Here is a 26,709-nt window from a genome sequence, read left to right on the forward strand (position 1 = left end):
CTGAAACAGAGCCCCTTCGAACGGTGGAGGCCGGGCCGTTTCCTGGCCCCCCGCCGCCACCCGGCTCAACTCGACCGGGCTGCGATCGCCGCCCGGAGCACGTCGTGGTCCGAGAACGGCAGCACCTGCGCGCCCACGATCTGGCCGGTCTCGTGGCCCTTGCCGGCCACCACCAGCACGTCGCCGGGCCGCAGACCCTGTACGGCCGTCCGGATCGCCGCCGCGCGGTCGCCGATCTCCACGGCGCCCGGTGCCGCCGCCAGGATCGCGGCGCGGATGGCGGTGGGGTCCTCGGTGCGCGGGTTGTCGTCGGTGACGACGACGGCGTCGGCGAGCCGGGCCGCGATCGCTCCCATCAGGGGGCGCTTGCCGGTATCGCGGTCGCCGCCGCAGCCGAAGACGCAGACGAGGCGTCCCGTCGCGAAGGGACGAAGGGCGGTGAGGACGCTCTCCAGGGCCTCGGGCTTGTGGGCGTAATCCACGAGGCAGAGCGCGCCGTCGACTTCGCCGATCCGCTCCATCCGGCCGGGCACGCCCACGAGATGCTCCAGACTCGCAAAGATTGCCGACGCCCGGTCCGCGCCGACGGCCGCCAGGACCAGCCCAGCCGCGAGCAGGGCGTTCTCCACCTGGAACGCGCCCACCAGCGGCAGACGGACGACGTGCTCGATGCCGGCATGCGAGACGGCGAGCACCTGCGCGAACCCCTCGGTCCGCGCGTCGAGGAGCCGGATGGTGTCGCCGGCGCGTCCCGTGGTCATGACCTCGTGACCGGCCGCGGCGGCGGCGGAGATCGCCCGCTCGGCATAGGGACCGTCGGCGTTGACGACGGCCGGGCGACCCTTCGGCAGAAGCGTCGTGAACAGCCGCAGCTTGGCTGCGAGGTACTCCTCGACGGTGGCGTGATAGTCGAGGTGGTCACGCCCGAGATTGGTGAATCCCGCCACCGTCAGCCCGACCCCGTCGAGCCGGCGCTGCGCGATCCCGTGCGAGGAGGCCTCCATGGCCAGGTGCGTGATGCCGTCGTCCGCCAACCGCGCCAGGGTCTCGTGGAGCGAGACGGGATCCGGGGTGGTCAGCGTGCCGTATTCGGCGCCGCGGTCGGTGACGATCCCCACGGTCCCGAGGCTGGCCGAGGCGAGACCGAGACGCGACAGGATCTGGCGGACGAAGTCGGCCACCGAGCTCTTGCCGCTGGTGCCCGTCACCGCGATGACGGTCCCGGGCTGGCGAGTGGAGAACCGCGCCGCGGCCAGCGCCAGGGCGCGGTGCGCGTCGTCGACCGAAATCCAGAGGGCCCCGGGCGGCAGGTCGCCGGGGGCGGCTCCCTCGCCGACCACCGCGATGGCGCCCGCCGCCACCGCCTTGGCGGTGAAGGCTTTCCCGTCGACGCGGGTGCCGGGCACCGCCACGAAGACGCCGCCGGGAACGACCCGGCGGCTGTCGGCGGTGATGCCGCCGACGATCCGTTGCGCAGCCGCCCCGCCGTCGATCCCCGGAAAGAGGTCCTTGAGCGTCGGCCCGCTCATCGGGCGTCCAGCTGGGTGGCGTGGTACGCGCCGAGCTTGACCATCAGCGGGAACGGCTTGACCGGCGGCTCGAACTGCGGCGGCAGGCCGAGGATGGGGGCGACGCGCTCGATCACCCGGCCCGTGACGACGCCCGAGTTCCAGGCGGCGGTGGCATAGCCGCCCGATTCCGGCAGGCCCTGCGGCTCGTCCATGAGGGTGACGAACAGGTATTTCGGCTTGTCCATGGGGGCGGCCGCCATGAAGGTGGTGAACAGACGGTTCTTCACGTAGCGCCCGTTGATCACCTTTTCAGCCGTCCCGGTCTTGCCGCCCACGTAGTACAGCGGGATCGAGGCCTTGCGCGCCGAGCCTTCGACGGCATTGAGGCGCATGATGAAGCGCATCGCCTCGCTGGTCTGGGGCGAGAGGACGCGGGTCGCCTTGGCCCGCGCCGTCGGCTCGTCGGTCTTCAGGAACGTCGGGGTGATGAGGTCGCCGCCGTTGGTGATCGCCGCCACCGCGGCCGCGGCCTGCAGCGGGGCGACGGCGAGCCCGTGCCCGAAGGCGATGGTGATGGTGTTGATCTCGGTCCAGCGCGGCGGCACGATCGGCGCCGCGCTTTCGGGCAACTCGGTGCGCAGGCGGTCGAGGAGGCCCATCTTCTTGAGGAAGGCCCTGTGGCCGGGCACGCCGACGCCGAGCGCCATCTTGGCCGAGCCGATGTTGGACGAATGCGTGAACACCTCCGGCATCGTGATGGTGCGGTTGGTGCCGTGGTATTCGTGGATGACCGACTTGCCGTAGCGCAGGACGCCGCCGCGGGTGTCGAAGGTCGAGTTGACGTTGTACTTGCCCGAATCGAGGGCCATGGCGAGGGTCATCGCCTTGAAGGTCGAACCCATCTCGTAGACGCCGACGTTCATGCGGTTGATGCGGTCGTCGGTCAGCGCGTCGACCGGGTTGTTCGGGTCGAAGTCCGGCAGCGACACGAGGGCGATGACCTCGCCGGTGTTGACGTCCATGATCATGGAGGCGCCGGCCTTGGCCTTGAAGTGCTCGACGCCCTTGGCGAGTTCGTCGCGCACCGCGAACTGGGCGCGCAGGTCCACCGAGAGCTGGACGGGCTTGAGGTCGGTGGCCTTGGCCACGAAACCGAGGCTGTTGAGGTCCTTCAGCCCCGTGGAGTCGATGTACTTCTCCATGCCGGCGATGCCGATGTTGTCGAGGTTGGTCACGCCCAGGATGTGGGCCGCCGCGTTGCCGTTGGGATAGACCCGCTTGTGGTCGGGCAGGAAGCCGACGCCGGGAATGCCTAAGCGATGGACCTCGGCCTGCTGCTTGGGCGTGATCTCGCGCTTGACCCAGACGAAGCCCTTCTTCGTCGAGAGCTTCGCGCGCAGGTCGGTGGCGTTGAGGTCCGGCAGGACCGCGGTGAGGAGTTCCACCGCCTCGTCCTTGTCGTAGATGTTGCGCGGCTCTGCGAAGACCGAGACCGTGCGGATGTCGGTGGCCAGGATCTCGCCGTTGCGGTCGATGATGTCGGGCCGGATCGCGGTGGTGGCCGCCGCGGCGACGCGGCGCTCGCCGCTGTCGGGCTCGGGAAAGGCCGCCATCGAGACGAGGCGTGCGGCGATGGCCAGGAACACCACGGTGAACCCGAGGCCCACCAGGCCGACCCGGGTGTAGGACCGCTCGATGGCGAGGCGGAACATCGAGCGGGCGAGGGTCATCGCCGGATGGACCGCGGGCGCAGGCGCCGGGGCGGGCTCGGCCTCGACCGGCAGCGGATCGGTCGCAGCGGCGTCGTCGGGGGGGATCTGGGACACGGGACTACCTCGAGGCCGTCGTGGGCGTGCGGGTCGAGATGGTGCGGGTCGCCGGTGCTCCGATCGACCCGGTGGTGCGCGGTTCGTCACCGCGCTTGGCCGTCTTTTCCTTCGGCGTCGCCGTGGCGGTGGCCGAGAGGAGGCGGCCGATCTCATCGCCGCGGTCGACCCGCGCCGGGAGGTCGGCCAGGCGCCCGAGATGGGACACGCCGATCGGCTCGAGGCCGAGATGGCGCTCCACCGCCGCCTGCAGCCGGTCGGGCCGGGTCAGGAGCTGCCATTCGGCCCGCAGCACCGCGATGGCCTGACGCTCCTTGTGCAGCTGAGTCTTGGCCTTCGAGACCTGGGCCGATTGGTAGAGCGTGTCGTACTTGATCGAGTAGGCGTAGATCGCCGAGCCGATCAGGCCCACCACCGCGAGAAGGTTGAGCAGGCGGATCATCGGCGTCCTCCCCGTCCCTTGGCAGCCCGTTCCGGCAAGCTGGCCAGGGCCTCGATGGCGGCGAGCGGCGGCGGCGCGGGCGCGGTCGTGCGTTCGCCCGAACGCAGCTTGGCCGACCGCGCGCGCGGGTTGGCATCGACCTCGGCCCGGCCCGGCAGGACCGCCCCCTTGGTCGCGAGCGCGAAGCTCGCGGTCGGGGTCGCCTCCAGGCTCGGCCGATGGCGGGAGCCCTGGGCGGCGCGACCGCCGCGGATGGTGAAGAACTGCTTGACGATGCGGTCTTCGAGGGAATGGAACGTCACCACGGCGAGATGCCCGCCCGGCTTCAGGATCCGCTCGGCCGCATGCAGGGCCTGGACGAGCTCGCCGAGCTCGTCGTTGACCGCGATGCGCAGGCCCTGGAACGTCCGGGTCGCGGGATGGATGCCGGCGGCGGGATCGACGTGGACCACGCCGGACACGAGGTCGGCCAGAGCCGCGGTGGTGGTGATCGGGCCGGCCTTGCGGGCCTCGACGATGGCCCTGGCGACGACCCGCGCGCGGCGTTCCTCGCCGTAATGATAGATGATGTCGGCGAGGTCAGCCTCGTCGGCCTCGTTGACGACGTCGGCCGCTGTCGGCCCCGACAGCGCCATGCGCATGTCGAGGGGACCGTCCTGCCGGAACGAGAATCCGCGTTCCGCCCGGTCGATCTGCATCGAGGAGACGCCGATATCGAGGACGACCGCGTCCACCGCCGCGATGCCCTGCGCGGCGACGAGGGTGTCGAGGGTGCCGAACCGGCCCTCCGACAGGATGAGGCGCCCTTGCGCGGACGCGACGAGATCGGCGCCGGCGGCAATGGCGGTGGGGTCGCGATCGATGCCGAGCACCGTGAGGCCGGGCGCGGCGGCGAGCATCGCCGTGGTGTAGCCGCCCGCCCCGAAGGTGGCGTCGACGGCGACGCCGTGCGCGGGCAGTTTCAGCGCCGCGACGACCTCGGACAGCAGGACGGGAACGTGGGGAGCGCCGCCGGCGGGGCGCTCGCTGCGGTCGCGGTGTCGGGTCATGGCGATGCCGCGTGAGGGGCTGCGAACGGGCCGGCGACGACGGGCCGGCACGCATCGCCCGCGGCCGGGTGCGTCCGCCGATCGATCACGCGCCGCTGACGGGGTGGTGGCGGGTACCATGGGCCTCTGAGCATCGTCAAACCGACCGGCCGCGATGAGCGGCCCGTCCGGGATCAGACCCCAGCAAGGTTAACCGAGCGTAAGTTTTTGGGGCGAAACGCGTCCTTCGCACACCGGCTCAAGGCGCGGGGCTCAACGCCCGGGAACGGGCGGTAGGGCCTGGAACGGATCGCATGCCGCTACGCCGAGGGGAGCGAAATGTCGGATGTGGCAGGCGCCGGCCGGAACGATAGGCGGATCAGCCGGCCTATAAGCCGGGTTCTGTAGGGCCCGGAAGCGAGCTTCCGGACGTGGCGGCCATTCCTCTGGGACGGTCGTCACCGACCGCCTCGAGCAACCAACCCGGGCGATCTGGCCTGGAGAGAGGGCCTGCCCTTCCCCTGTCGGGGAGAGGCGCGTCGCCCCTATTCGGTCTTGCTCCCGGTGGGGTTTGCCGTGCCGTCCGCGTTGCCGCGTCCGCGGTGCGCTCTTACCGCACCCTTTCACCCTTACCCTGACAACAGGGCGGTCTGCTCTCTGTGGCACTGTCCCTGGGGTCGCCCCCGCCGGACGTTATCCGGCACCGTCTCTCCATGGAGCCCGGACTTTCCTCCCCGGTTCGCACCGGAGCGGCCGCCCGGCCGACTGATCCGGCGCGGGTGTGCGCCGCACCGGATCGAAAGGTCAAGCGCGGCTACCAGCTTCCGGAGTTTTCCATCGACGCCCACGGCTCCTGCGGCGGCTTGGCCTCGCCCTTCTGCAGGATCTCGATGGAGATGCCGTCGGGCGACTTCACGAAAGCCATGTAGCCGTCGCGGGGCGGCCGGTTGATGGTGACGCCCTTGTCCTTCAGGCGTGCACAGAAGGCGTAGATGTCGTCGACCTGATAGGCCAGATGCCCGAAGTTGCGCCCGCCCGAATAGGTCTCCGGGTCCCAGTTGTAGGTGAGTTCCACGAGGGGGGCCTTGGTCTCCTTGGCGGTCTCGTAGTCGCCGGGGGCCGCGAGGAAGACCAGGGTGAAGCGCCCCTTCTCGTTCTCGATACGGCGCGTCTCCTTCAGGCCGAAGGTCTCGACGTAGAAGGCGAGCGCCTTGTCGAGATCCGCGACGCGGACCATCGTGTGCAGGTATTCCATTGTCTGTCCCATCTTCTGGTGATGCCGGGGTATCTGGTCCGGAGCCTGCGCATCGTCAACGCCGCGCGACCGCGCCGGCCTGGGCGCGCGGGCGCCGTACGAACGCGACGGCGCCCCCGACCAGACATCCGGCGAGGTAGGCATCGAGGCAGAGCGCCACGATCTCGATCCAGAACCCGGGCCGCCCCGCCACCGGCCCGACGAGCGCGAGCCCGGTGAGCACGGCCGCGCCCAGGGCCAGGCCGGCGGCGGCGAGTCCCGCGCCGCGTTCGCGCGGCAAGCCGGTGAGGGCGCCCACCAGGACGCCGAGGGCGAGGGCGGCCAAGACGGCCGGCCAGAGGAGCGTCAGAATCAGTGCCAAGGGAGCGTCCTTGCGGTGTCGCGCGGTGGGGGGCTCGGGGGCACCCTCAGGAATCGAGGCTAAAGCCGATGCCCTGCTGCGCCGGGCGGGTCGCGCCGGCGGCGGTCACGGCATCGTCCGGAATCCCGGCCTTGAGCAGGTAGTCGACGACGGCCGTGGCGCGCTGGCGCGGCAGCTCCGCCTCCGGCACCGCTTCGGCCACGACGGCCTTCGCCGGGGCGGGGTTCGGCGACGAGGATTTCTTCGAGGTTTCCTTCGCGGGCTTCGACGGCGCGGACTGTGACGGCGCGGACTGTGACGGCGCGGGCTTGGGCGACGTCGGTTTGGGCGTCGTCGGTTTCAGCGCGGGCACCGTCGCCGGTGCCGCGGAGGCGGCCGCATCCACCGCCGGCTTCGTGGAGGGATCGGCCGGGGCCTTGTCGGTGGCCGCCTCGGCGACCGTCGTCTCGGCGGGTGCCGCCGCCACGGGCTTGGCGCCGGGCGGATCGCCGTGCCCGGCCACCGAAATCTTCAGGGTCGGGCAGGTTTTGGCGAGCGTCGCCAGCGCGTCGAGGACGGGATAGAACTCGGGACGCAGGGCCACGCTCCCCGGCGCGAACCGCAGGGCCGATCCCTGCGCGGCCTGCGCGAACAGGGTGCGGCAGCTGTCGGGATCGGTCAGCACCGGCCCCTCGGGTGCCTTGATCGCTGCCTCGGCCCGCCAGCCGGCGGGGACCTTGCGCGGCAGGTCCGCGGCCAGGCGCGCGGCGCTCTCGCGATAGAGGCTGTCGCCGACGAGGGTCAGGGCCCGATCGGTGATCGCGACCCGGCCACTGGCGAGAAGCGACAGGCCGCCGACGCCGGCATCGACCGCCGCGGCGAGGTCGGCCGGGGCGCCCTGCGCGATCCGCAGCTTGTCGACGATGCGCTCCTGGAAGAAGCGCGGTCGCAGGCTCGCGAGCACCCGGGCCCGGGTCGCCTCGTCGGGGACATGGCCGCTGAGGGTGACGATCTCGCGCTCGCGCCGGACGAGGACGCGGTAGGGGGCGAGCGGCTTGGTCTCCAACGCGAGCGCCCCGGCCTCGACGCCGGTCGGGCGCTTATTCTTCACGAACGCCTCGATCTCGCCCACCGCCTGCGCGTCGATGGCCGCCCCCGAGACCGAGAGCCGTGAACCGGCGAAGGTCACGGTTCCGTCCTGGACGAGGTCCGCCAGGCCGAACACGGCATCCATCAGCGCGGCCGGGTCGATGGCCGCACCGAGCCCGCGCGCGGTCTGCATCCGGTCGTCGACGGGCAGTCCGCCCGCGATCTCGGCGGCACGGGCGAGGATCGCAGACCGCGCCGTCTCCGAGACCACGTTGCCGGTGAGCACCACGCCGTCGGCGGACCGTGCGACGGCCACGCGAAAATCCTCGATCCTCGGCGGCAGGATCTCGATGGTGCCGAGGCTGAACCCCTCCGGCGGATGGGCGAGCGCCAGCCGCAGGGCGTCGTAGGCGGCGATGGTGGCCGCCTCGCCCTTGAAGGACAGGATGGTGTCGGTCAACGTCACCACACCGCCGGGGTTGAGGGCGCCGAGTTGCTCGACGGCATAGGCCGAGGCGGCGGGGAACTCCGGTGGCGCCCCCCGGGCCGAGGTCGCCTCGTCCTTCAACGTCGTCTGCGGCGGCATGTCGGGGGCGAGGCGCGTGGCCAGGGCCATAGGTCCGATCTCGGCCGGGCGATTGCCCGACAGGTCGATCCGGTCGGGCGCGGCCCGGGTGGCCGTCCAGACGAAGGGCGAGGCCTCCTCGACGAGGCCGAGCGGGCCGACCACGTGGCGCAGGCCCGGCAGGCGCTGCAGGCGGGCCAGGGCATCGGCCCGAAGCTCCGGGTTGGGCGCTTCGCCCTTCACCACCACGTCGCGGCCGCGCGTCGTGATCCGCAGCCAGGGCTCGGCGCCGCCCTCCTCCGTGGCGGTGGCCACGGCCCTCGCCGAGGCCTTGAGGCGGCGCTCGAGGCTCGGCAGGCCCAGGGCGCCGGCGAGGCCGACGACCGCCGCCAGGGCCGGCAGGCCGGCCGACCAGCCGAAGCGTCGCAGATGAGCGAACGGCACGACGTTACCTCGATGGAAAAGCGGACCCGGGGCCCGCGGTGACCGAGACGCTGACGCCATTTCCGCGGCAGCATGAAGGCCGTCGCGACGCTCAACCGGCCTGCGCGTCGCGCTCCATCTCCAAGGCGAGCCAGCGGTCCTCCGACGCGGCCAAGGCGGCCTCCGCATCGGCCATCGCGGCCGAGGCCTTGGCGAAGCGGGCCGGATCGCGGGCGTAGAGTTCCGGATCGGCGAGAACCCGGCGCAGCTTGCCGATGTCGGATTCGAGCTTGGCGATCCGCTCCGGCAGGGTCTTCAGCTCGTGCTGGTCCTTGAAGTTGAGCTTCGTCCGGGCCGCCTTGGCCGGTTCCACCTTCGTCGTCTCGGGCGCGCGGTCGGCCTTCGCCCTGGGGCCGGTGACGGCCTTTCGCGCCTCCACGCCCTGCCCGCGCTGGGCGATCATGTCGGTGTAGCCGCCGGCGTATTCCGCCCAGACCCCCTCCCCTTCGCTGACGAGGACGCTGCCGACCACCCGGTCGAGGAAGTCGCGGTCGTGGCTGACCAGGATCAGGGTGCCGGAATAGTCGCCGAGCATCTCCTGGAGCAGGTCGAGGGTCTCGAGGTCGAGGTCGTTGGTGGGCTCGTCGAGGACGAGGAGGTTGGCCGGCTGCGCCAGGGCGCGGGCGATCAGGAGGCGGTTGCGCTCGCCGCCCGAGAGGACCCGCACCGGGGTGCGGGCCTGTTCGGGCGCGAACAGGAAGTCCTTGAGATAGCCGACCACGTGGCGGCTGACGCCGCCCACTGTGACGGTGTCGCCGCTGCCGCCGGTGAGGACCTCGGTGACGGTCATCGCCGGATCGAGGACGGCCCGGGCCTGGTCGAGCAGCATCATCTTGAGGTTGGTGCCGAGCTGGACGGAGCCGGAGTCCGGGGGAAGCTGGCCGGTCAGCAGGTTGATGAGCGTGGTCTTGCCGGCGCCGTTGGCGCCGACGATGCCGAGCCGGTCGCCGCGCATCACCCGGATCGAGAGATCGTCGACGATGGTGCGCGGGCCGTAGGCCTTGGCCGCGTTCTTGGCCTCGATCACCAGTGCGCCGGAGCTCTCGGCCTCCGTCGAGGTCATGGTGGCGGTGCCCACCGGCCGCCGGTCCTCGCGTCGGTCCTTGCGCAGGGCGTGGAGGTTGCCCAGCCGGCGCACGTTGCGCTTGCGACGGGCGGTGACGCCGTAGCGCAACCAGTGCTCCTCGTCGGCGATCTTGCGGTCGAGCTTGTGCCGGTCGCGCTCCTCCTCCTCGAAGAAGGCGTCGCGCCATGTCTCGAAGCTGGAAAACCCCTGCTCGATCCGCCGCGTCACGCCGCGATCGAGCCAGACCGTGGTGCGCGAGAGCGCCGAAAGGAAGCGGCGGTCGTGGCTGATGAGGACGAGGGCGCCGCGCACCCCCTTGAGTTCGGCCTCGAGCCATTCGATGGCGGGCAGGTCGAGATGGTTGGTCGGCTCGTCGAGGAGCAGGATGTCGGGTTCCGGCGCCAGCGCTTGCGCCAGGGCGACCCGACGCCCTTCGCCGCCCGAAAGGCTGCGCGGATTCTCCGCCCCCGTCATCCCGAGGCTCTCGAGCATGTAGCGCGCGCGGTAGGCGTCGTCGCCGCTGGTGAGGCCCGCCTCGACGAAGGACAGGGTGGTCTCGAACCCTGAGAAATCCGGCTCCTGGGCGAGGTAGCGGATCGTCGTCCCGGGCTGGACGAAGCGCACGCCCTTGTCGGGTTCCAGCAGTCCGGCCGCGATCTTGAGCAGCGTCGACTTGCCGGACCCGTTGCGGCCCACGAGGCAGGTGCGCTCGCCCGGGGAGATCGCGAGTTCGCCGCGCTCGATCAGCGGCGTGCCGCCGAAGGTGAGCGCGACGTCTTGGAGGGTGAGGAGGGGGGGAGAAGCCATGGGCCGGCTTATGGCAGCGCCGGCCCGCGCAAACAAATCCTCCCGTCCGCTCCCGCCCTACATCGTCGGGTTGGCGGGACCCGTCGGCGAGGGGTCGGGACCGATATCGGGACCGATGCCCGGATCGTTGAGCGGAATCTCGGTGGGCTGGAAACCCGGCGCCTCGACGGGCGAGTTCCCGGGGATCTCCGGGGACGGCCCGGGCTCGGGCGTGGTCGGCGTCTCGTAGGGGGTCTCGGGGACCGGAGCCGGCGGGACCGGGGTCTCCGGGATCGGCGTGGGGTTCGACATGGAGCGACTGTCCTCGGGACGAGACGGGGAACGTGAACGGGTGGCGACGAAGCTCGGTTCCCGCCTACTTCTTCGTGAGAAGAAGCGTGCCCTTGTTGCCCAGCGTCTTCTGGAGTTTTTGCGCGAACAGCGACAGCAGCAGCGGCAGCCGTACCTCGATGCGCACGGTCTGCGGCTTGACGTCGACCTGGCCGTTCACCTTCTGGCCCATGGCGGCCACGGCGAAGGCGAGGGTATCCTCGGTCCAGGCCATCGTCTCCACGGCGATGCCCGCCTTCTTGAAGGTGCTGTCGAGGCCTCCGACCCCGTCCGCGATGCGGCGCCGGGCCTCGGCGAGGCCCAGTTCATGCGGGATTTCGACGATCAGGGGTTTCGACATCGCACGCTCGGGCTCCAATTGGCTGGCCCCGAGATGGGGGACGGCCGACGCCGTGACAACGCCGGCCGAGCCCGATCGTAACCTCAGTCGACGACGGCGAGCGCAACGCGGCTGACGCCGCCGATGCCCAGCGCCCGGGCCGGGCCGCGGGCGAGATCGATGATGCGGCCGCGCACGAAGGGACCGCGGTCGTTGATGCGGACGACGACGCTGCGCCCGTTGCGGACGTTCTTGACCTGAACACGGGTTCCGAAGGGCAGCGAGCGATGGGCCGCCGTCATGCCGTTGGGATTGAAGCGTTCCCCGTTGGCGGTGCGAGCGCCCGATCCGTACCACGAGGCGGCACCGCTCTGCGCGGCGGCCGGTTGGGCGAGGGTGGCGAGGGCGGCGGCGGTTCCGGTGACGACAACGATCCGACGAGCAGACTTGATGTTCACACGCAGTCCTTTGCGCTGTTGCAGAGGCGGCGCAAAATGAATTTGATCGGGGCCAAAATAAGACGTCACGATTATGGCGGATCATGCCGTGATTTAAGCAAATTTTAACACATTCCGATTTTCAAATCACAACAAGTATTATCGTCGGGTGATTTCTATACCGCTGCCATTGTAACCACGATCCGTGATTGTCGTCGCCGGTATTCGGCGCCTCGAAAGCGAGCACGGTCGCGTCGGGCATCCCTTCCCCCCTGGAACCCCGGACCTGCGTTGCCGCGCCATGGGCGATCGCCGGAAGTACCGGCCATGTGCAGGGTGCGGTGATCGGAACCGACATCGCTCGGTCCAAGGCCCAATCCGGTATTCAGCGCCATGCATAAATCGCGGGGTCTTCGATCATTTCTGTATTGACGGATGGCGAATACTGGCGAACCGCCTGTATCACGTCGGCGTGATACGGTGGTGAAATGGCGGTTTAGCCTCGACCCGGCAAAATTTGCCGCTCCAAAGCGAGACGTATTTTTCTCGACCCGGCAACCCGACCTTTACCTTAACGGCCGCATGGTCCGGTTGTCAGTCGCGTAACCGGTGTTTGCCATGGCTTCCCCGCGTACCGCGGTTGCCGGCACCGCCGCCCGGAAAAGTGTCTCGCGTACCGGGCGGCTCGTGTCGGCGCCGCGGATGGGTCTCGTACCCTCCGTTCGCCTCCCCCTCGACGAAATCCTCATCGGCGATTGCATCGCCGCCATGAACGCCTTGCCGCCGGCGAGCGTCGACTGCGTCTTCGCCGACCCGCCCTACAACCTCCAGCTCGGAGAGGGCTCGCTGCTGCGCCCCGACCAGAGCCGCGTCGATGCCGTCGACGATGCCTGGGACCAGTTTTCGAGCTTCGCTCAATACGACGCCTTCACCCGCGCCTGGCTCACCGCCGCCCGCCGGGTGATGAAGCCGAACGCCACGCTGTGGGTGATCGGCTCCTACCACAACATCTTTCGCGTGGGCGGCGCCCTCCAGGACCTCGGGTTCTGGATCCTCAACGACATCGTCTGGCGGAAAGCCAACCCGATGCCGAACTTCCGCGGCAAGCGGTTCACCAACGCCCACGAGACCCTGATCTGGGCCTCCCGCTCGGCGGAGTCGAAGGGCTACACCTTCCATTACGAGGCGCTCAAGGGCGGCAACGACGACGTCCAGATGCGCTCTGACTGGTTCATCCCGCTCTGCACCGGCGATGAGCGCCTGAAGGGCGCCGACGGGCTCAAGGTGCATCCGACCCAGAAGCCGGAGGCGCTTCTGGCCCGCACCATCCTGTCGGCGACCAACCCCGGCGACGTCATCCTCGACCCGTTCTTCGGCACCGGCACCACCGGAGCCGTCGCCAAGCGGCTGGGGCGCCGCTTCATCGGGATCGAGCGCGAGACGGTCTACGCCGAGGCGGCCCGCGCCCGCATCGATGCGGTCGAACCCTTGTCGACGGCCGCCCTGCTGGTGGCGCCGACCAAGCGCGCCGAGCCGCGTGTCGCCTTCCTGAGCGTCATCGAGGCCGGGCACATCCGCGCCGGCGAGACGCTCACCGACGCCCGCGGCCGCCATGCCGCCCTGGTCCGCCCCGACGGCACCCTGGCCGCCGGTCCCGCCACCGGATCGATCCACAAGATCGGCGCCCTGGTGCAGGGCCTGCCCGCCTGCAACGGCTGGGATTTCTGGCACGCCACCCGCAACGGCAAGCCCGTCCTCATCGACGTGTTCCGCGGCAAGATGCGCGCGGCGATGGGCTCGGCGGCCTGATCGCAGCCTCTCGGCCTCGCCCGACCGCCACCGGCCACGCCGAGGGATCGCCTCGGCTTCGACGGGGCCGTCGACCGTCCGTGCCAGGTGCGTCGTCGTCGGCGCCCCCGACGTCGTGATTGCCCACGAGGTCGGGCACCGCGCGCAGACCCTCTGCCGGCCCACGCTCCAAAAGGCCACCCGCAAGGCGGGGTGCGCCGAGACCGACCCAGTCCGCTCGAACCCGCTCCGCCAAACGCACGGCTCGTCGGCTCTCGTCGACCCGGCTCTCGTGAGCTCGGGGCTCGAACGCGGCCCGGTCGATCCCGATGAAGCCGACGTCGTCCGCGCCGCAGTCACGAGCGAGCGCTTCTTCGCCGAACGGCCTGCCCCCGTTGGTCGACCCCGTTCGTTCCGGCGGTGGGAAACACCGGACGGTCGTGAAACGCACGCTCGTCGCGAACCGGTGTCGGAGAGGGGGATGCCCCGGACCAGAAACCGTTGGAATTAGATTTCATCCGACATCTCAATTGTCGATGTCGCATGAGCCTTGCCGGAGGCGACGTCCGATCGCCCGATATGCCCCGATGGCAGGCGCGCCCTCGCTCGTCGCCGAGCGGAAACGACGATTGACGCCGGCCCATTCCCCATAATAGATGTCAAACATCATTTTAATGCGACCTCGAGACGGCCGCGGGGAGACGGGCAATGGATACGAGATGGGTGCTCGGGCTCACCGGACTGGCCCTCGCCGGATGCTCGCCGGCGGAGACCGCCGTGCCCACGAAGCCGCCGCTGGTCCAGACCGTCGAGGTCGCCCAGGGGACGGGAGGCGTCTCGCGCTACACCGGCGTCATCCGGGCGCGCACGGAGAGCAACCTTGGCTTCCGGGTCGGGGGAAAGATCCTCGAGCGCCTCGTCGATCCGGGCGACCGGGTGAAGCGCGGCCAACCGCTCATGCGCCTCGACCGGACGGATTTCACCCTGGCGTTCACGGCGGCCCGGGCCTCCGTCGAGGCCGCCCGCGCGCAGATGATCCGGGCCAAGGCCGACGAGGAGCGCAGCCGCAAGCTCGTCGGTGACGGCTGGACCTCGAAGCAGACCTACGATCAGAACAAGGCCGCCGCCGACGCGGCCATCGCGCAGTTCGCCAACGCCGAGGCCCAGGCGAGCCAGGTCTCCAACCAGGCCGGGTATTCCGAGCTCCAGGCCGATGCCGACGGCGTCGTCATGGAGGTGCCGTCCGAGCCGGGCCAGGTGGTCGCCGCCGGCCAGACCGTGGTCAAGCTCGCCCGCGACGGGGCTCGCGAGGCGGAAGTGTTCCTGCCCGAGGTGTTCTTGCCCGAGGCGAGCCGGCGCCTGGCGCGGGGGGCGGCCTCGGCGACGCTCTATGCCGAGGGCGGGGCAACCTATCCGGCGCATCTGCGCGAGTTGTCGGCCACCGCCGATCCGGCCACCCGGACCTACCGGGCCCGCTACATCCTGTCTGGCGGCGGCGAGGACGCACCGCTCGGCGCGACCGTGACGCTTCGGCTCCAGGCCGTCGATGCCGGGCGTGCGGCTGCGGTCGAGGTTCCCCTGGCCGCCCTGTTCGATTCCGGGGGCGGCTCGGCGGTCTGGCGCTTCGACGCCGCCACCGGCACCGTCGCCGCGCAGCCCGTCGTCATCGCCCGCCTGTCCGAGGAAAGCGCGCAGGTCGCCTCGGGCCTGAAGCCCGGCGACCGGATCGTCTCGCTCGGCGCCCATCTCCTGAAGGCCGGCCAGAGCGTGCGCCCGGCGCCCGCGACCACGACGGGAGTCGCCCGATGACCGGCTTCAACCTCTCCGCCCTGGCGGTCCGGGAAAGGGCCGTCACGCTGTTCCTGCTGCTCGCCCTGACGGGCGCCGGGTTCTTCGCCTTCCAGAAGCTCGGCCGGGCCGAGGACCCGGCCTTCACCGTGAAGGTGATGGCGGTGTCGGCCGCCTGGCCGGGGGCGACCGCGCAGGAGATGCAGCGCCAGGTCGCCGACCCCCTGGAGAAGCGCCTGCAGGAGCTCGTCTATTACGACCGCGTCGAGACCACGGTGCGGCCCGGCCTCATGCTGATGAAGGTCATCTTCAAGGACAACATGCCGCCGGCCAAGCTCCAGTCGGAGTTCTACCAAGCGCGCAAGAAGCTCTCCGACCAGGGCTCCAGCCTGCCGCGCGGGGTGATGGGCCCGCTGTTTAACGACGAGTTCTCGGACATCTACTTCGCCCTCTACGCCCTCCAGGCGAAGGGCCTGCCGCACCGCCACCTCGTGCCGCGCGCCGAGGACCTGCGCCAGCGCCTGCTGCGCGTGCCCGGCGTCGAGAAAATCAACATCCTGGGCGAACAGGCCCAGAAGATCTTCGTCGAGATCTCCTACCAGCGCCTCGCCACCCTCGGCATCACCGGCCAGCAGCTGCTGGCGGCGCTGGCCAACCAGAACGACGTGACGCCCGCCGGCTTCGTCGAGGCCGCCGGTCCCCGCATCTACCTTCGCCTCGACGGGGCCATCGACGGCCTCGACGCGATCCGCGACCTGCCGGTGGCGGCCGGCGACCGCAGCCTCAAGCTCGGGGACATCGCCGAGGTCAAGCGCGGCTACGAGGACCCCAAGTCCTTCGCGATCCGCAACGACGGCGAGCGGGCCCTGATGCTCGGCCTGGTGATGAAGCCCGGCTTCAACGGCCTCAAGCTCGGCGAGGCCCTGAACGCCGAGGAGGTGGCGATCCGTCACGCGCTGGCGACGGGGATCACGTTCACGAAGATCACCGACCAGGCCAAGGTCATCGACGACGCCATCCACGAATTCATGGTGAAGTTCTTAACCGCGCTCGGCGTGGTGATCGTCGTCTCCCTCGTCGCCCTGGGGTTTCGCGTGGGTATCGTCGTGGCGCTCGCCGTGCCCCTGACGCTGTCGGCGGTGTTCGTGGTGATGATGATCACCGGCCGCGACTTCGACCGCATCACGCTGGGCGCCCTCATCATCTCGCTCGGGCTCCTCGTCGACGACGCCATCATCGCCATCGAGATGATGGTGGTGCGGATGGAGGAAGGCGCCGACCGCATCGAGGCGGCGACCCATGCCTGGAGCGCCACCGCCGCGCCGATGCTGACCGGCACGCTGGTGACCATCGCCGGCTTCCTGCCGGTGGGCTTCGCCGCCTCCACGGCCGGCGAGTACGCCGGCAACATCTTCTGGGTGGTGTCGTTCTCGCTGATCGTCTCGTGGTTCGTGGCGGTGACCTTCACGCCGTATCTCGGCGTCAAGCTGCTGCCGAACATCAGGCGCGTGGAAGGCGGGCACGAGGCGATCTACGCCACGAAGAATTACGAGCGCCTGCGCCGCGTCGTGCGGATGTCGGTCGACCACAAGTGGATGGCCGCTGGCATCATCGTGGCGCTGTTCGCGGGCGCGGTCGTCGCCATGGGCCGTGTCGAGCAGCAGTTCTTCCCGAACTCGGAGCGGGCCGAGCTCATCGTCGAGGTGACCCTGCCGGCGGGCTCCGCCTTCGCCACCACCGAGGCTAGCGTCGCACGCGTCGAGGCGGCCGTGCGCGACCTGCCCGAGGCCGGCGAGATCACCAGCTACATCGGCCAGGGCATGCCGCGCTTCGTCTTGTCCTTCGATCCCGAGCTGCCCGACCCGGCCTTCGCCCAGATCGTGGTGCAGACCGTGGACGCGCAGGCCCGCGACGCCCTGCGCGGCAAAGTCCGAAACCTCGTCGACGAGGGTCGCTTCCCGGAGGCGCGCGTCCGCGTGCTGCAGATCGTGTTCGGCCCGCCGATCCGCTTTCCCGTCGCCTTCCGGGTCGTCGGCCCCGACCTCGACGTCGTCCGCGGCATCGCGGCCGAGGTCCGGGACGTCATGGCGGCCAACGCCGACATGCGCCTCGTCCATCTCGACTGGGGCGACAAGACCCCCAACCTGCACCTCGCCTTCGACCAGGAGCGCCTGCGCCTGATCGGCCTGACGCCGAAGGAGGCCGGACAACAGCTGCAGAGCTACCTCAACGGAACGCCCGCGACCCAGGTCCGCGAGACCCTGCGCTCCGTCGACGTGGTGCTGCGCAGCCCCGGTGCCGAGCGGCGCTCGCTCGGCAAGATCGGCGACCTCACCCTGGCGACGCGGGACGGGCGGCAGGTGCCGGTGTCCCAGGTCGCGCGGCTGGAGACCCGCAGCGAGGATGCGGTGCTCAAGCGCTACAACCGCGAGACCTACATCCGGGTACAGGGCGACGTGCTCGACGGCAAGCAGCCGCCGGACGTGCACGCGCAGGTCCTCCCCCTGCTCGACCCGATCAGGGCGAAGCTGCCGCCTGGCTACCGCATCGATACGGCCGGCGCCGTGGAGGAGAGCGAGAAGGCGATGATGTCCCTGGTGGCGGTGTTCCCGATCATGCTGATCGTGACGCTGACGGTCATCATGATCCAGGTCCGCTCCTTCACGACGATGGTCATGGTGTTCGCCACCGCGCCGCTCGGCCTCGTCGGGGCGGCGCCGACCCTGCTGCTCTTCCACCAGCCGTTCGGCTTCAACGCGATCCTCGGGCTGATCGCGCTGTCGGGGATCCTGATGCGCAACACCCTGATCCTGGTGGACCAGATCCATCACGACCGGGCGGCGGGCCTGTCCGACTACGACGCCATCGTCGAGTCCACGGTGCGGCGGGCCCGGCCGGTGATCCTCACGGCGGCCGCGGCGATGCTCGCCTTCATCCCGCTCACCCACTCGGTGTTCTGGGGGGCGCTGGCCTACGTGCTCATCGGCGGCGTCGGCGTCGGCACCCTGCTGACCCTACTGTTCCTGCCGGCCCTCTACGCCCTGTGGTTCCGGGTGGCGCGGGCGCCGGGGGCGGACGTCGTCGCATCGGGCGCCGACGGGATGCCGTTGCCGGCCAAATCGTAGGGCGACCGGGAGGAGATCCATGTTCCTCCCCTGGGGACATCCAAGGATCGCGCGCCGACCGGGCGTGCGGTACGACGACCGGCCTGCGCTCCTGCCCTCCCCCGCAGGCCGGTCGCCTGTCGGTGCCGGCGGCCTTGAGGTGCCGGCGGCCTTGCGGGGAAGGCGGCCTGGCGGGGAAGGCGGCCTGGCGGGGAGGGCTCGAGGGCCGGCCCTTCTTTAGATGACATAGCGCATCTATATGGGATGTCGGAACGCCAAAGGATCACGCTATGCCGAGAGTTTCGCAGGAGCAGGCCAGGCTCAACCGTCAGCGCGTGGTCGAGGTCGCCGCGTCCCTGTTTCGCGAGCGCGGCCTTCACGGCGTCGGTGTCGCCGACATCATGGCATCCGCCGGCCTGACCCATGGTGGATTCTATGGCCAGTTCGCCAACAAGGACGCACTGGCAGCCGAAGCGTTCGACGCCGCGGTCGCCGAGGACCGGCGCGGAGCCGTCGACGCCATCCTCGCGAACTATCTCTCCCTCGCGCACGTCCAGACGCCCGGGAAGGGATGTCCCCTGGCGGCCCTGGCCAACGACATTTCGCGGGAAGCCTCCAACAGCCCGGTCCGGACCCGGTTCACCCACGCCGTCGAGCGTCTGGCTGCGATCCTCGCCGACCTGACGCCGAAGGCATCGCGGGAGCGACGCCGGCAGCGCTCCCTCGCGACGCTCTCGACGCTGGTCGGAGCCGTCGTCCTGGCGCGTGCCGTCAACGACGAGGCCTTGGCGAACGATCTCCTCCAGGCGGCGCATGCCGCGGTCGCCCCCCATGCCGCGGTCGCCCCCCATGCCGCGGTCGCCCCCTGAGGGCCGGCCTCGCAGGGGTGGGGCCGGTCACGCGAGCGATGCCCTGATCGAACCCACGGCCGCTGACGATTCCACCGCACCATAATAAATGTTGATCATAACTTATTGATGCCGGTGTCGTCGCTCAGGTCCGTCGGATGCGGGGCGGTCGCCATCGTGGAAGGCGACTGCCGGTTGAGCATGGTCATGCCGTGCGTCGCGCCGCACCGCTTCGGGCCGCGCCGAAGGCTCCGATCGCCGGTGCGACGCTCGCGAATCACAGGGTTCGGGGTCTGCGAGAATCAACCGTGGCTCCTGGCAGGCACAGCGAAGGACGGTGGCGGGCGGAGACTTGGCCATGGGCCGTTCCACGGTTTCCCGGCACGGTTCACGTCGGCGATGGCAACCGCCTCGCTGGCGTGATCCTGCTCCTGGGCCGAGGCTGTGGTGCGGCATGGCATGCCGCGCAAATCGTGGCTTGAGTTTTATAATTATGACCGTAATGTATTTATCCGAGCGTCAGGAGAAAATGCCGCGTCGGAGGAGAGCCCCGTGAGCCAGAGTTCCATCAAGACCGCCATCGTCACCGGGGCGGCGTCCGGCATCGGACAGGCGACGGCGCAAGCCCTGCGGGCCGCGGGCTACCGCGTCTACGGAACGAGCCGGAAGCCCGCGTCGGACGCTGGTACCGACCTCGGGATGCTGACCTGCGACGTCACCGACGACGCCTCGGTCGCTGCGATGATCGCGACGGTGTCCGGCGAGGCGGGGCGCATCGACCTCCTGGTCAACAACGCCGGCTTCGGCATCAGCGGCGCCGCCGAGGAGTCCTCCATCGAACAGGCTCAGGCGATGTTCGACGTCAACCTGTTCGGCGTCGTCCGTACGATCCGCGCCGTCCTGCCGATCATGCGGGCCCAGAAGGGCGGCCGGATCGTCAACATCAGCTCGGTACAGGGACTGATCCCCGCGCCCTACATGGCGCTGTATGGCGCGAGCAAGCATGCGGTCGAGGGTTACTCCGAGTCGCTGGACCACGAGGTTCGCGGCCAGGGCATCCGGGTGGTACTCGTCGAACCCGCCTTCACGCGCACCGCCTTCGACCGGAACCTGGTCCGGTCCGACAGGCCGCTGGGCGTCTATGACGCCGAGCGCGCCGGACGGGACCGGTTCCTGCGCGAGGTCATGACGACCGCGGACGCCCCCGAGGTCGTGGCGAAGGTCGTCGTGACGGCGGCCACCGCGGCGACGCCCAAGCGCCGCTACACCGCCGGGCCCGTGGCGCGGCGGGTCAGCCTGCTGCGCCGGTTCGTGCCGGCCATGGCCTTCGACAGGAGCTTCAGGAAGCAGATGGGGCTTCCACAGGTCTCGTGAGAGCGGCAGCAATGCGGGATCGACCCAAGCCGCCTGCCGGGTCACGGCGGGTCGTCGGGGGGGGCTCCGGCAGGACGACCGCGTGGTTGTTTCGTCTTCGCTTCCCTCAGGCCGCGTCGGGCATGCGATCCAAAAGCTTGTCGAGGGTGATGGGATAGTCCCGCACCCGCACGCCGGTGGCGTTGTGGATGGCGTTGGCCACCGCCGCCGCGGCCCCGCAGATGCCGAGTTCTCCGACGCCCTTGGCCTTGAGGGGCGTGGCCGCCGCATCGACCTCGTCGAGGAAGATCGCTTCGAGGTGCGGGATGTCGGCGTGCACCGGGATCTCGTAGCCGGCCAGGTCGTGGTTGGCGAAGAAGCCGCGCTTCTTATCGACCGCGAGTTCCTCCATCAGGGCAGCCCCGATGCCCATGGTCATGCCCCCGATGATCTGGCTTCGCGCCGCCTTCGGATTCAGGATGCGCCCGGCCGCGCACACCGCCAGCATACGCCGCACCCGGATCTCGGCCGTGTCGACGTCGACGCCGACCTCGACGAAGTGCGCGCCGAAGGTCTGGATCGCGAAACGCTTCGTCAGGCCGCCGAACTCCATGACGTCCTCGGCCACGAGATCGCCGTCGCTGGCGGCTCCGGCGAGCGGTGCGCTGAGGTTGCCGGACCGGACGAGGCCGTCCTCGAACACGGCGTCGCCGGAATTGATGCCGAGACGCTTCGACACTGCCTCGCGCAACCGCATGCAGGCCGCGTAGACGCCGGCGGTGGAGGAGGCGGCACCCCATTGGCCGCCCGAGCCTGCGCTTTCGGGAAAGGTCGAATCCCCCAACCGAACCACGACGCGATCGAGGGGCAGGCCCATCATCTCGGCCGCGGTCTGGGCGATGATGGTGTAGGTGCCGGTGCCGATATCGGTCATGTCGGTCTCGACCGTGACCACACCCCCGGCATCGAGCCGGACGCGCGCGGCGGATGTCGTCAGGGGCGCCGCGCGGATGGCCGAGGCCATGCCGATGCCGACGCGCCAACGGCCGTCGCGGACCTGGCCCGGCTCACCCACGCGCCTGTCCCAGCCGAAGCGCTCGGCGCCCCGGCGCAGGCATTCGACCAGTTGCCGCTGCGAGAAGGCGCGCTCCGGCGACTCGGGGTCGACCTGCGTGTCGTTCAGGATGCGGAAGGCGACGGGGTCGAGACCGAGCTTCTCCGCCATCTCGTCCATGGCGACCTCCAGCGCCATCATGCCGGGGGCCTCGCCCGGCGCTCGCATCGCGCTGCCCTCGGGCAGGTCGAGTTGCGCCAGGCGCAGGCGCGTCATCCGGTGGGCCCCGGCGTAGAGCAGGCGCGTCGGGAGGACCGCGCTCTCGGGCCGTCCGCCCGCGAGATTGCCGGACCAGCTCTCGTGGCCGATGGCGGTGATGCGCCCGTCCGCGGTCGCGCCGATGCGGACGCGCTGGATCGTGGCCGGGCGGTGGGTGAGGTTGTTGGCCATCAGGGCCCGCGGCAGGGCGACCTTGACGGGGCGTCCGGCCGCACGGGCACCGAGCGAGGCCAGGACCGCGTCGGAAAGGGTCGTGGCCTTTCCGCCGAAGCCCCCGCCGATGTAGGGCGCGATCATCCGCACCCGTTCCTTCGGGATGCCGAGCGTCCTGGCGAGGTCGCGCACGCCCCAGCCCATCAGCTGGACGGAGGTCCACAGGGTGAGCCGATCGCCCGTCCAGGCAGCCACGGTGGCGTGCGGCTCCATCATCGCGTGGGTCTGATCGGGCGTCGTGTAGGTCTCGTCGACCCGGAACGGCGCCGTGGCGAACGTGCCCTCGAAGTCACCGACCTGCGTTTCGGTCGGCCCGCCGAACTGGCCGGGCTTGGGCACCGGGGCGGTCTCCCTTGCCGCCGAGAGATCGAAACGCCCCGGGGTGGCGACCGCATCGACCCGGATGAGGGCTGCGGCGGCGCGGGCTTGCTCGAAGGTCTCGGCGACCACGACGGCGACCGCCTGATGGTAATGCTCGATGTCCGGGCCGGCGAGCGCCCGGGCCACGTAGAACTCGCCCTTGTCGAGCGTGCCGGCGTTGGCCGCCGTGACGACCGCCAGCACGCCGCTCGCGGCCCCCGCGCGCGAGGTATCGACGGAGACGATCCGCCCCTTGGCGATGCCGGCGCCGACGACGTAGCCGTATGCCAGGCCCGCCTCCGGGTCGTGCCAGTCGCTGGCGTAGGGTGCGGTGCCCGTCGTCTTGAGCGGACCCTCGATCCGATCCGTGGGCTTTCCCACGACCTTGAGCCGGTCGATGGGGTTGGTGCCTGCCGGTGTCTCGAACTTCATGCCGCTCCCCCTGACCCTACGACGTTTCGCCTGCGCCGGAACGCGCCGTTCAAGCCACGTCGGGCATGCGGTGGATGAGCTTGTCGAGGGTGATGGGGTATTCGCGGACCCGGACACCGGTGGCGTTGTGGACGGCGTTGGCGACCGCCGCGGCGACGCCGCAGATGCCGAGTTCGCCCACCCCCTTGGCCTTCATCGGCGAGGACATCGGGTCGNGTTCAAGCCACGTCGGGCATGCGGTGGATGAGCTTGTCGAGGGTGATGGGGTATTCGCGGACCCGGACGCCGGTGGCGTTGTGGACGGCGTTGGCGACCGCCGCGGCGACGCCGCAGATGCCGAGTTCGCCCACCCCCTTGGCCTTCATCGGCGAGGACATCGGGTCGACCTCGTCGAGGAAGACCACCTCCTGGTGCGGGATGTCGGCATGGACCGGCACCTCGTAGCCGGCCAGGTCGTGGTTGACGAAGTAGCCGCGCCTCGTGTCGACCGCGAGCTCCTCCATYAGCGCGGCACCCACCCCCATCGTCATCCCGCCGATGACCTGGCTGCGGGCCGACTTCGGGTTGAGGATGCGCCCGGCGGCGCAGACCGCCAGCATCCGCCGGACCCGGATCTCGGCCGTGGCCGCGTCGACCCCGACCTCCACGAAATGCGCGCCGAAGGTCGACTGCTGGTGGGTCTTGTCGAGGTCGCCGAACTCGATGGCGTCCTCGGCCACGAGATCCCCGCCGCGCGCGGCCTGCGACAGCGGCACGGCRCGGTTGCCCACCCGGACCTGGCCGTCCGCGAACACGGCGTCGGCCGAGTTGAACCCGAGCTTGCCCGCCACCGCCTCGCGCAGCTTCACGCAGGCCGCATAGACGCCCGAGGTCGAGGAGTTCGCGCCGAACTGTCCGCCCGATCCCGCCGAGACCGGGAAGGCGGAATCGCCCAGCCGCACCACGACCTTGTCGAGGGTCACCCCCATCATCTCCGCCGCGGTCTGGCCGATGATGGTGTAGCTGCCGGTGCCGATGTCGGTCATGTCGGTCTCGACCGTGACCGTGCCCTCGGCATCGAGGCGGACGCGGGCGGCCGACTTCACGACCATGTTGTTGCGGAAGGCCGCCGCCACCCCCATCCCGACGAGCCAGCGCCCGTCGCGGACCTGGCCGGGCCTGGCCACGCGCCCGGCCCAGCCGAAGCGCTCGGCGCCCTGGCGCAGGCATGCCACGAGGCTGCGCTGCGAGAAGGCGCGCTCCGGCTTCTCCGGGTCGACCTGGGTGTCGTTGAGTTCGCGGAACCGCACCGGGTCGAGCCCGAGCCTTTCCGCCATCTCGTCCATGGCGACCTCCAGCGCCATCAGCCCCGGCGCCTCGCCGGGGGCGCGCATCGCGTTGCCCTCGGGCAGGTCGAGCACCGAAAGGCGCATCGCGGTCATGCGGTTGGGGGCGGCGTAGAGCAGGCGCGTCTGCATGACCGCCGCCTCGGGCCCGCCGTCGGGGAGGTCGCCCGACCAGCTCTCGTGGCCGATCGCCGTGATCTTGCCGTCCGGGGCGGCCCCGATGCGGATGCGCTGGAGCGTGGCCGGCCGGTGCGTCGTGTTGTTGAACATCTGCGGGCGCGTCAGCGCGACCTTGACCGGCCGCCGCGCCGCGCGCGCGCCCAGGGCCGCGAGCAGGGCCTCGCACCGCAGGAACAGCTTGCCGCCGAAGCCGCCCCCGACGAAGGGCGACACCAGCCGGACCTTTTCCTTGGGGATGTCGAGGGTCATGGCCAGATCGCGCACGCCCCAGTCGATCATCTGGTTCGAGGTCCAGACCGTGACCGTGTCGCCGTCCCAGGAGGCGATGGAGGCATGCGGCTCCATCATCGCGTGGGCGTGGTCGGGGGTGGCGTAGCGCTCGTCGAGCTTCACCGGCGCGGCGGCGAAGGCGCCGGCGAAATCGCCCACCGCGGTGTCGGCCGGACTGCCCTGGACGTCGCCCGGGCTCTTGGCGGCCTCCGTCGAGGCGGCGAGGTCGAAGTCGCCCTTGGCGGCGGCATAGCCGACGAAGACCAGGGCCGCGGCGGCCCGGGCCTGCTCGAAGGTCTCGGCCACCACCAGCGCGACCGCCTGGTGGTAATGCGCGATGTCGGGACCGCCGAGCAGCTTGGCCGTGTTCAGCTTGCCCTTGCCGAGCTTGCCCGCGTTCTGCGCGGTGACGATGGCGATCACGCCCGGCGCCGCCTCGGCCCGGCCGAGGTCCATCGACGCGATCCGCCCCTTGGCGATGTCCGCTGCCACCACGAAGCCGTAGGCCGGCTTCAGCTTCGGGTCGTGCCAGTCGTAGGCGTAGGGCGCGGTGCCGGTGGTCTTGGCGGGGCCGTCGATCCGGTCCGTCGCCTTGCCGACGATCGTGAGCCGGTCGATCGGGTTGGTGCCCGCGGGGGTGTCGAACTTCATGGTTCAGGCCCTCGCTTCTGTGAGCACCGCGCCGAGCGTGCGCTCGGCGAGCGTCAGCTTGTAGGCGTTGTCGCGGGTCGGCGCGGCGCCGGAAAAGACCCTGTCGGTCACCGCCTTGGCCCCTCTCGGCAGATCGCCCTCGGCGGCCTCGACGCGCCAGGGCCGCGGTGCCACCCCGCCGAAGGCGACGCGGCCCGAGCCGTCCTTGCCGATGATCGCGGCGACCGAGACCAGCGCGTAGGCGTAGGAGGCGCGGTCGCGGACCTTGCGGTAGATGTGCGTCCCGGCCACGGGCCTGGGCAGCGTCACCGCCGTGATCAGCTCGCCGGGCCGCAACGTCGTATCGACCTCGGGTTCGTCGCCGGGGAGACGGTGGAACTCGGCCATGGGAATCGTGCGCGATCCGCCCTTGGCGTCGACCGTCTCGACGGTGGCGTCGAGCACGCGCATGGCCACCGCCATGTCGCCCGGATAGGTGGCGATGCAGGCCTGGCTGGCACCGATCACCGCCAGTTGCCGGCTGATGCCGTCGAGCGCCGAGCAGCCGGAGCCGGGCCGGCGTTTGTTGCAGGCCTGGGCCGTGTCGTAGAAATACGGGCAGCGGGTGCGCTGCAGCAGGTTGCCGGCCGTCGTCGCCTTGTTGCGCAGCTGCCCCGAGGCGCCGGCCAGCAGCGCCCGGCTCAGGACGCCGTAGCCCTTGCGCACGCGCGCGTCCGCCGCGAGGTCGGTGTTGCGCACCAGCGCCCCGACCCGCAGCCCCCCCTCGGGCGTCGGCTCGATCGTGTCCAGCCCGAGGCCGTTGACGTCGACGAGGTGGGCCGGCGTCTCGATCTGCAGCTTCATCAGGTCGAGGAGGTTGGTGCCGCCGGCGATGAACTTGGCGTTGGGCGTGCGCGAGACCGCCGCGGCGGCCGCGGCCGGCGTGGCCGGGCGCTCGTAGGTGAAGGACTTCATGCGGGCCTCCCGGCGACGTCGGCGATCGCCGCGACGATGTTGGAATAGGCGCCGCAGCGGCAGATGTTGCCGCTCATGCGCTCGCGGATCTCGGCCTCGGTGACCGCGTAGGTCCCGTCGAGATCGGCGCTGACGTGGCTCGGGATGCCCGCCTTGATCTCGGCCAGCACCGCGACGCTCGAACAGATCTGCCCCGGCGTGCAGAACCCGCACTGGAAGCCGTCGTGCTTCACGAAGGCCGCCTGCATCGGGTGCAGGTCGCCCGGCTTGCCCAGGCCCTCGATGGTGGTGATGCTGTCGTCCTGATGCATCACCGCCAGGGTCAGGCAGGCATTGATGCGCCGCCCGCCGACGATCATCGTGCAGGCGCCGCACTGRCCGTGGTCGCAGCCCTTCTTGGCCCCGGTCAGGTGCAGRTGCTCGCGCACCGCGTCGAGCAGCGTCGTGCGCGTGTCGAGCGCGAGCGCGTGACGCTCGCCGTTCACCGTCAGGGCGACTTCGGTCACCACCGGCGCGCCGGCCGACGCGGGTGCGGCCCCCGCAACCGTCGGGACGGCGCCAAGGGTCGCGGCAGCCGACGCTCCAACCATCAGGTCTCTCCGATTCACGTCG

The 26,709-nt window shown here is 70.6% G+C and carries 20 protein-coding genes and 1 other RNA gene; 5 read left to right on the top strand and 16 right to left on the bottom strand.

Going from position 1 to position 26,709, the window contains the following annotated elements; genetic code table 11:
- Positions 1-65: 65 nt before the first annotated feature.
- From ASG59_RS07975 to ASG59_RS08025, 12 genes are all read right to left on the bottom strand, one after another.
- On the bottom strand, positions 66-1,529 hold the full coding sequence (locus tag ASG59_RS07975; RefSeq protein WP_056407976.1) for a UDP-N-acetylmuramoyl-L-alanyl-D-glutamate--2,6-diaminopimelate ligase: 1,464 nt from the start codon (positions 1,527-1,529) through the stop codon (positions 66-68).
- Positions 1,526-3,295, bottom strand: a complete 1,770-nt coding sequence (locus ASG59_RS07980) for a penicillin-binding protein 2 (RefSeq protein ID WP_244472400.1) — start codon at positions 3,293-3,295, stop codon at positions 1,526-1,528. The genes ASG59_RS07975 and ASG59_RS07980 overlap by 4 nt, the downstream gene beginning before the upstream one ends.
- A 46-nt stretch (positions 3,296-3,341) precedes the next feature.
- Positions 3,342-3,779: a hypothetical protein gene (locus tag ASG59_RS07985; protein WP_055886071.1), complete on the bottom strand. Its 438-nt coding sequence runs from the start codon at positions 3,777-3,779 to the stop codon at positions 3,342-3,344.
- The gene (rsmH, locus tag ASG59_RS07990; protein ID WP_056407979.1) at positions 3,776-4,828 is read right to left on the bottom strand and encodes a 16S rRNA (cytosine(1402)-N(4))-methyltransferase RsmH; all 1,053 of its coding nucleotides are present in this window, start codon (positions 4,826-4,828) and stop codon (positions 3,776-3,778) included. The genes ASG59_RS07985 and rsmH overlap by 4 nt, the downstream gene beginning before the upstream one ends.
- Positions 4,829-5,182: 354 nt before the next feature.
- An RNA gene (gene rnpB, locus ASG59_RS08080) (RNase P RNA component class A) lies at positions 5,183-5,576 on the bottom strand.
- 45 nt (positions 5,577-5,621) lie between these two features.
- Entirely contained in the window at positions 5,622-6,062 is a 441-nt protein-coding gene (locus ASG59_RS07995) for a VOC family protein (protein ID WP_056407980.1), read from the bottom strand.
- Positions 6,063-6,117: 55 nt separating this feature from the next.
- Positions 6,118-6,423, bottom strand: coding sequence for a hypothetical protein (locus ASG59_RS08000; RefSeq protein WP_055886080.1), 306 nt, complete (start codon positions 6,421-6,423; stop codon positions 6,118-6,120).
- 46 nt (positions 6,424-6,469) lie between these two features.
- Positions 6,470-8,500, bottom strand: coding sequence for a BON domain-containing protein (locus tag ASG59_RS08005; RefSeq protein ID WP_056407983.1), 2,031 nt, complete (start codon positions 8,498-8,500; stop codon positions 6,470-6,472).
- A 91-nt stretch (positions 8,501-8,591) separates the two neighbouring features.
- A complete protein-coding gene (locus ASG59_RS08010) occupies positions 8,592-10,412 on the bottom strand; it encodes an ATP-binding cassette domain-containing protein (protein ID WP_056407986.1) in 1,821 nt (606 codons plus the stop codon).
- A 57-nt stretch (positions 10,413-10,469) separates the two neighbouring features.
- Positions 10,470-10,703 (bottom strand): hypothetical protein, encoded by a 234-nt coding sequence (locus ASG59_RS08015; protein WP_056284378.1) that lies wholly within the window; start codon positions 10,701-10,703, stop codon positions 10,470-10,472.
- Positions 10,704-10,767: 64 nt separating this feature from the next.
- Complete coding sequence (locus ASG59_RS08020; protein ID WP_055886091.1) at positions 10,768-11,082, bottom strand: polyhydroxyalkanoic acid system family protein; 315 nt, start codon at positions 11,080-11,082, stop codon at positions 10,768-10,770.
- Positions 11,083-11,165: 83 nt separating this feature from the next.
- Positions 11,166-11,495 carry a septal ring lytic transglycosylase RlpA family protein gene (locus ASG59_RS08025; protein WP_244472401.1) on the bottom strand — a complete coding sequence of 110 codons (330 nt, stop codon included), beginning with the start codon at positions 11,493-11,495 and terminating at the stop codon, positions 11,166-11,168.
- A 621-nt stretch (positions 11,496-12,116) separates the two neighbouring features.
- On the opposite strand from ASG59_RS08025, the gene ASG59_RS08030 reads away from it, so the two are divergent.
- From ASG59_RS08030 to ASG59_RS08050, 5 genes are all read left to right on the top strand, one after another.
- Positions 12,117-13,307 carry a site-specific DNA-methyltransferase gene (locus ASG59_RS08030; protein ID WP_200938211.1) on the top strand — a complete coding sequence of 397 codons (1,191 nt, stop codon included), beginning with the start codon at positions 12,117-12,119 and terminating at the stop codon, positions 13,305-13,307.
- Between the two features lie 687 nt (positions 13,308-13,994).
- Positions 13,995-15,095, top strand: coding sequence for an efflux RND transporter periplasmic adaptor subunit (locus tag ASG59_RS08035; protein WP_056407990.1), 1,101 nt, complete (start codon positions 13,995-13,997; stop codon positions 15,093-15,095).
- The gene (locus ASG59_RS08040; RefSeq protein ID WP_056407993.1) at positions 15,092-18,199 is read left to right on the top strand and encodes an efflux RND transporter permease subunit; all 3,108 of its coding nucleotides are present in this window, start codon (positions 15,092-15,094) and stop codon (positions 18,197-18,199) included. The genes ASG59_RS08035 and ASG59_RS08040 overlap by 4 nt, the downstream gene beginning before the upstream one ends.
- Positions 18,200-18,468: 269 nt before the next feature.
- On the top strand, positions 18,469-19,047 hold the full coding sequence (locus ASG59_RS08045) for a TetR family transcriptional regulator (protein WP_056407995.1): 579 nt from the start codon (positions 18,469-18,471) through the stop codon (positions 19,045-19,047).
- A 531-nt stretch (positions 19,048-19,578) separates the two neighbouring features.
- Complete coding sequence (locus ASG59_RS08050; RefSeq protein WP_055886102.1) at positions 19,579-20,400, top strand: oxidoreductase; 822 nt, start codon at positions 19,579-19,581, stop codon at positions 20,398-20,400.
- A gap of 106 nt (positions 20,401-20,506) precedes the next feature.
- Here the strand turns inward: ASG59_RS08050 and paoC (ASG59_RS08055) are convergent, their stop codons facing one another.
- The 4 genes from paoC (ASG59_RS08055) to paoA all read right to left on the bottom strand — a co-directional run.
- The gene (gene paoC / locus ASG59_RS08055; protein WP_056407998.1) at positions 20,507-22,717 is read right to left on the bottom strand and encodes an aldehyde oxidoreductase molybdenum-binding subunit PaoC; all 2,211 of its coding nucleotides are present in this window, start codon (positions 22,715-22,717) and stop codon (positions 20,507-20,509) included.
- 218 nt (positions 22,718-22,935) lie between these two features.
- Positions 22,936-25,143: an aldehyde oxidoreductase molybdenum-binding subunit PaoC gene (paoC, locus tag ASG59_RS08065; RefSeq protein ID WP_056408009.1), complete on the bottom strand. Its 2,208-nt coding sequence runs from the start codon at positions 25,141-25,143 to the stop codon at positions 22,936-22,938.
- A gap of 3 nt (positions 25,144-25,146) precedes the next feature.
- On the bottom strand, positions 25,147-26,097 hold the full coding sequence (locus tag ASG59_RS08070; protein ID WP_056408013.1) for a xanthine dehydrogenase family protein subunit M: 951 nt from the start codon (positions 26,095-26,097) through the stop codon (positions 25,147-25,149).
- A partial coding sequence (gene paoA, locus ASG59_RS08075) for an aldehyde dehydrogenase iron-sulfur subunit PaoA (protein WP_244475665.1) occupies positions 26,094-26,709 on the bottom strand: 616 nt, incomplete at its 5' end. The genes ASG59_RS08070 and paoA, both read right to left, overlap by 4 nt.

This window comes from Methylobacterium sp. Leaf466, from assembly GCF_001425565.1.
GTDB lineage: Bacteria > Pseudomonadota > Alphaproteobacteria > Rhizobiales > Beijerinckiaceae > Methylobacterium.

Coding starts and splice junctions, on each gene's coding strand:
- ASG59_RS07975 (WP_056407976.1), bottom strand. CDS start 1,529: ATGAGCGGGCCGACGCTCAAGGACCTCTTTCCGGGGATCGACGGCGGG.
- ASG59_RS07985 (WP_055886071.1), bottom strand. CDS start 3,779: ATGATCCGCCTGCTCAACCTTCTCGCGGTGGTGGGCCTGATCGGCTCG.
- rsmH (WP_056407979.1), bottom strand. CDS start 4,828: ATGACCCGACACCGCGACCGCAGCGAGCGCCCCGCCGGCGGCGCTCCC.
- ASG59_RS07995 (WP_056407980.1), bottom strand. CDS start 6,062: ATGGAATACCTGCACACGATGGTCCGCGTCGCGGATCTCGACAAGGCG.
- ASG59_RS08010 (WP_056407986.1), bottom strand. CDS start 10,412: ATGGCTTCTCCCCCCCTCCTCACCCTCCAAGACGTCGCGCTCACCTTC.
- ASG59_RS08015 (WP_056284378.1), bottom strand. CDS start 10,703: ATGTCGAACCCCACGCCGATCCCGGAGACCCCGGTCCCGCCGGCTCCG.
- ASG59_RS08020 (WP_055886091.1), bottom strand. CDS start 11,082: ATGTCGAAACCCCTGATCGTCGAAATCCCGCATGAACTGGGCCTCGCC.
- ASG59_RS08030 (WP_200938211.1), top strand. CDS start 12,117: ATGGCTTCCCCGCGTACCGCGGTTGCCGGCACCGCCGCCCGGAAAAGT.
- ASG59_RS08035 (WP_056407990.1), top strand. CDS start 13,995: ATGGATACGAGATGGGTGCTCGGGCTCACCGGACTGGCCCTCGCCGGA.
- ASG59_RS08040 (WP_056407993.1), top strand. CDS start 15,092: ATGACCGGCTTCAACCTCTCCGCCCTGGCGGTCCGGGAAAGGGCCGTC.
- ASG59_RS08045 (WP_056407995.1), top strand. CDS start 18,469: ATGCCGAGAGTTTCGCAGGAGCAGGCCAGGCTCAACCGTCAGCGCGTG.
- paoC (WP_056407998.1), bottom strand. CDS start 22,717: ATGAAGTTCGAGACACCGGCAGGCACCAACCCCATCGACCGGCTCAAG.
- ASG59_RS08070 (WP_056408013.1), bottom strand. CDS start 26,097: ATGAAGTCCTTCACCTACGAGCGCCCGGCCACGCCGGCCGCGGCCGCC.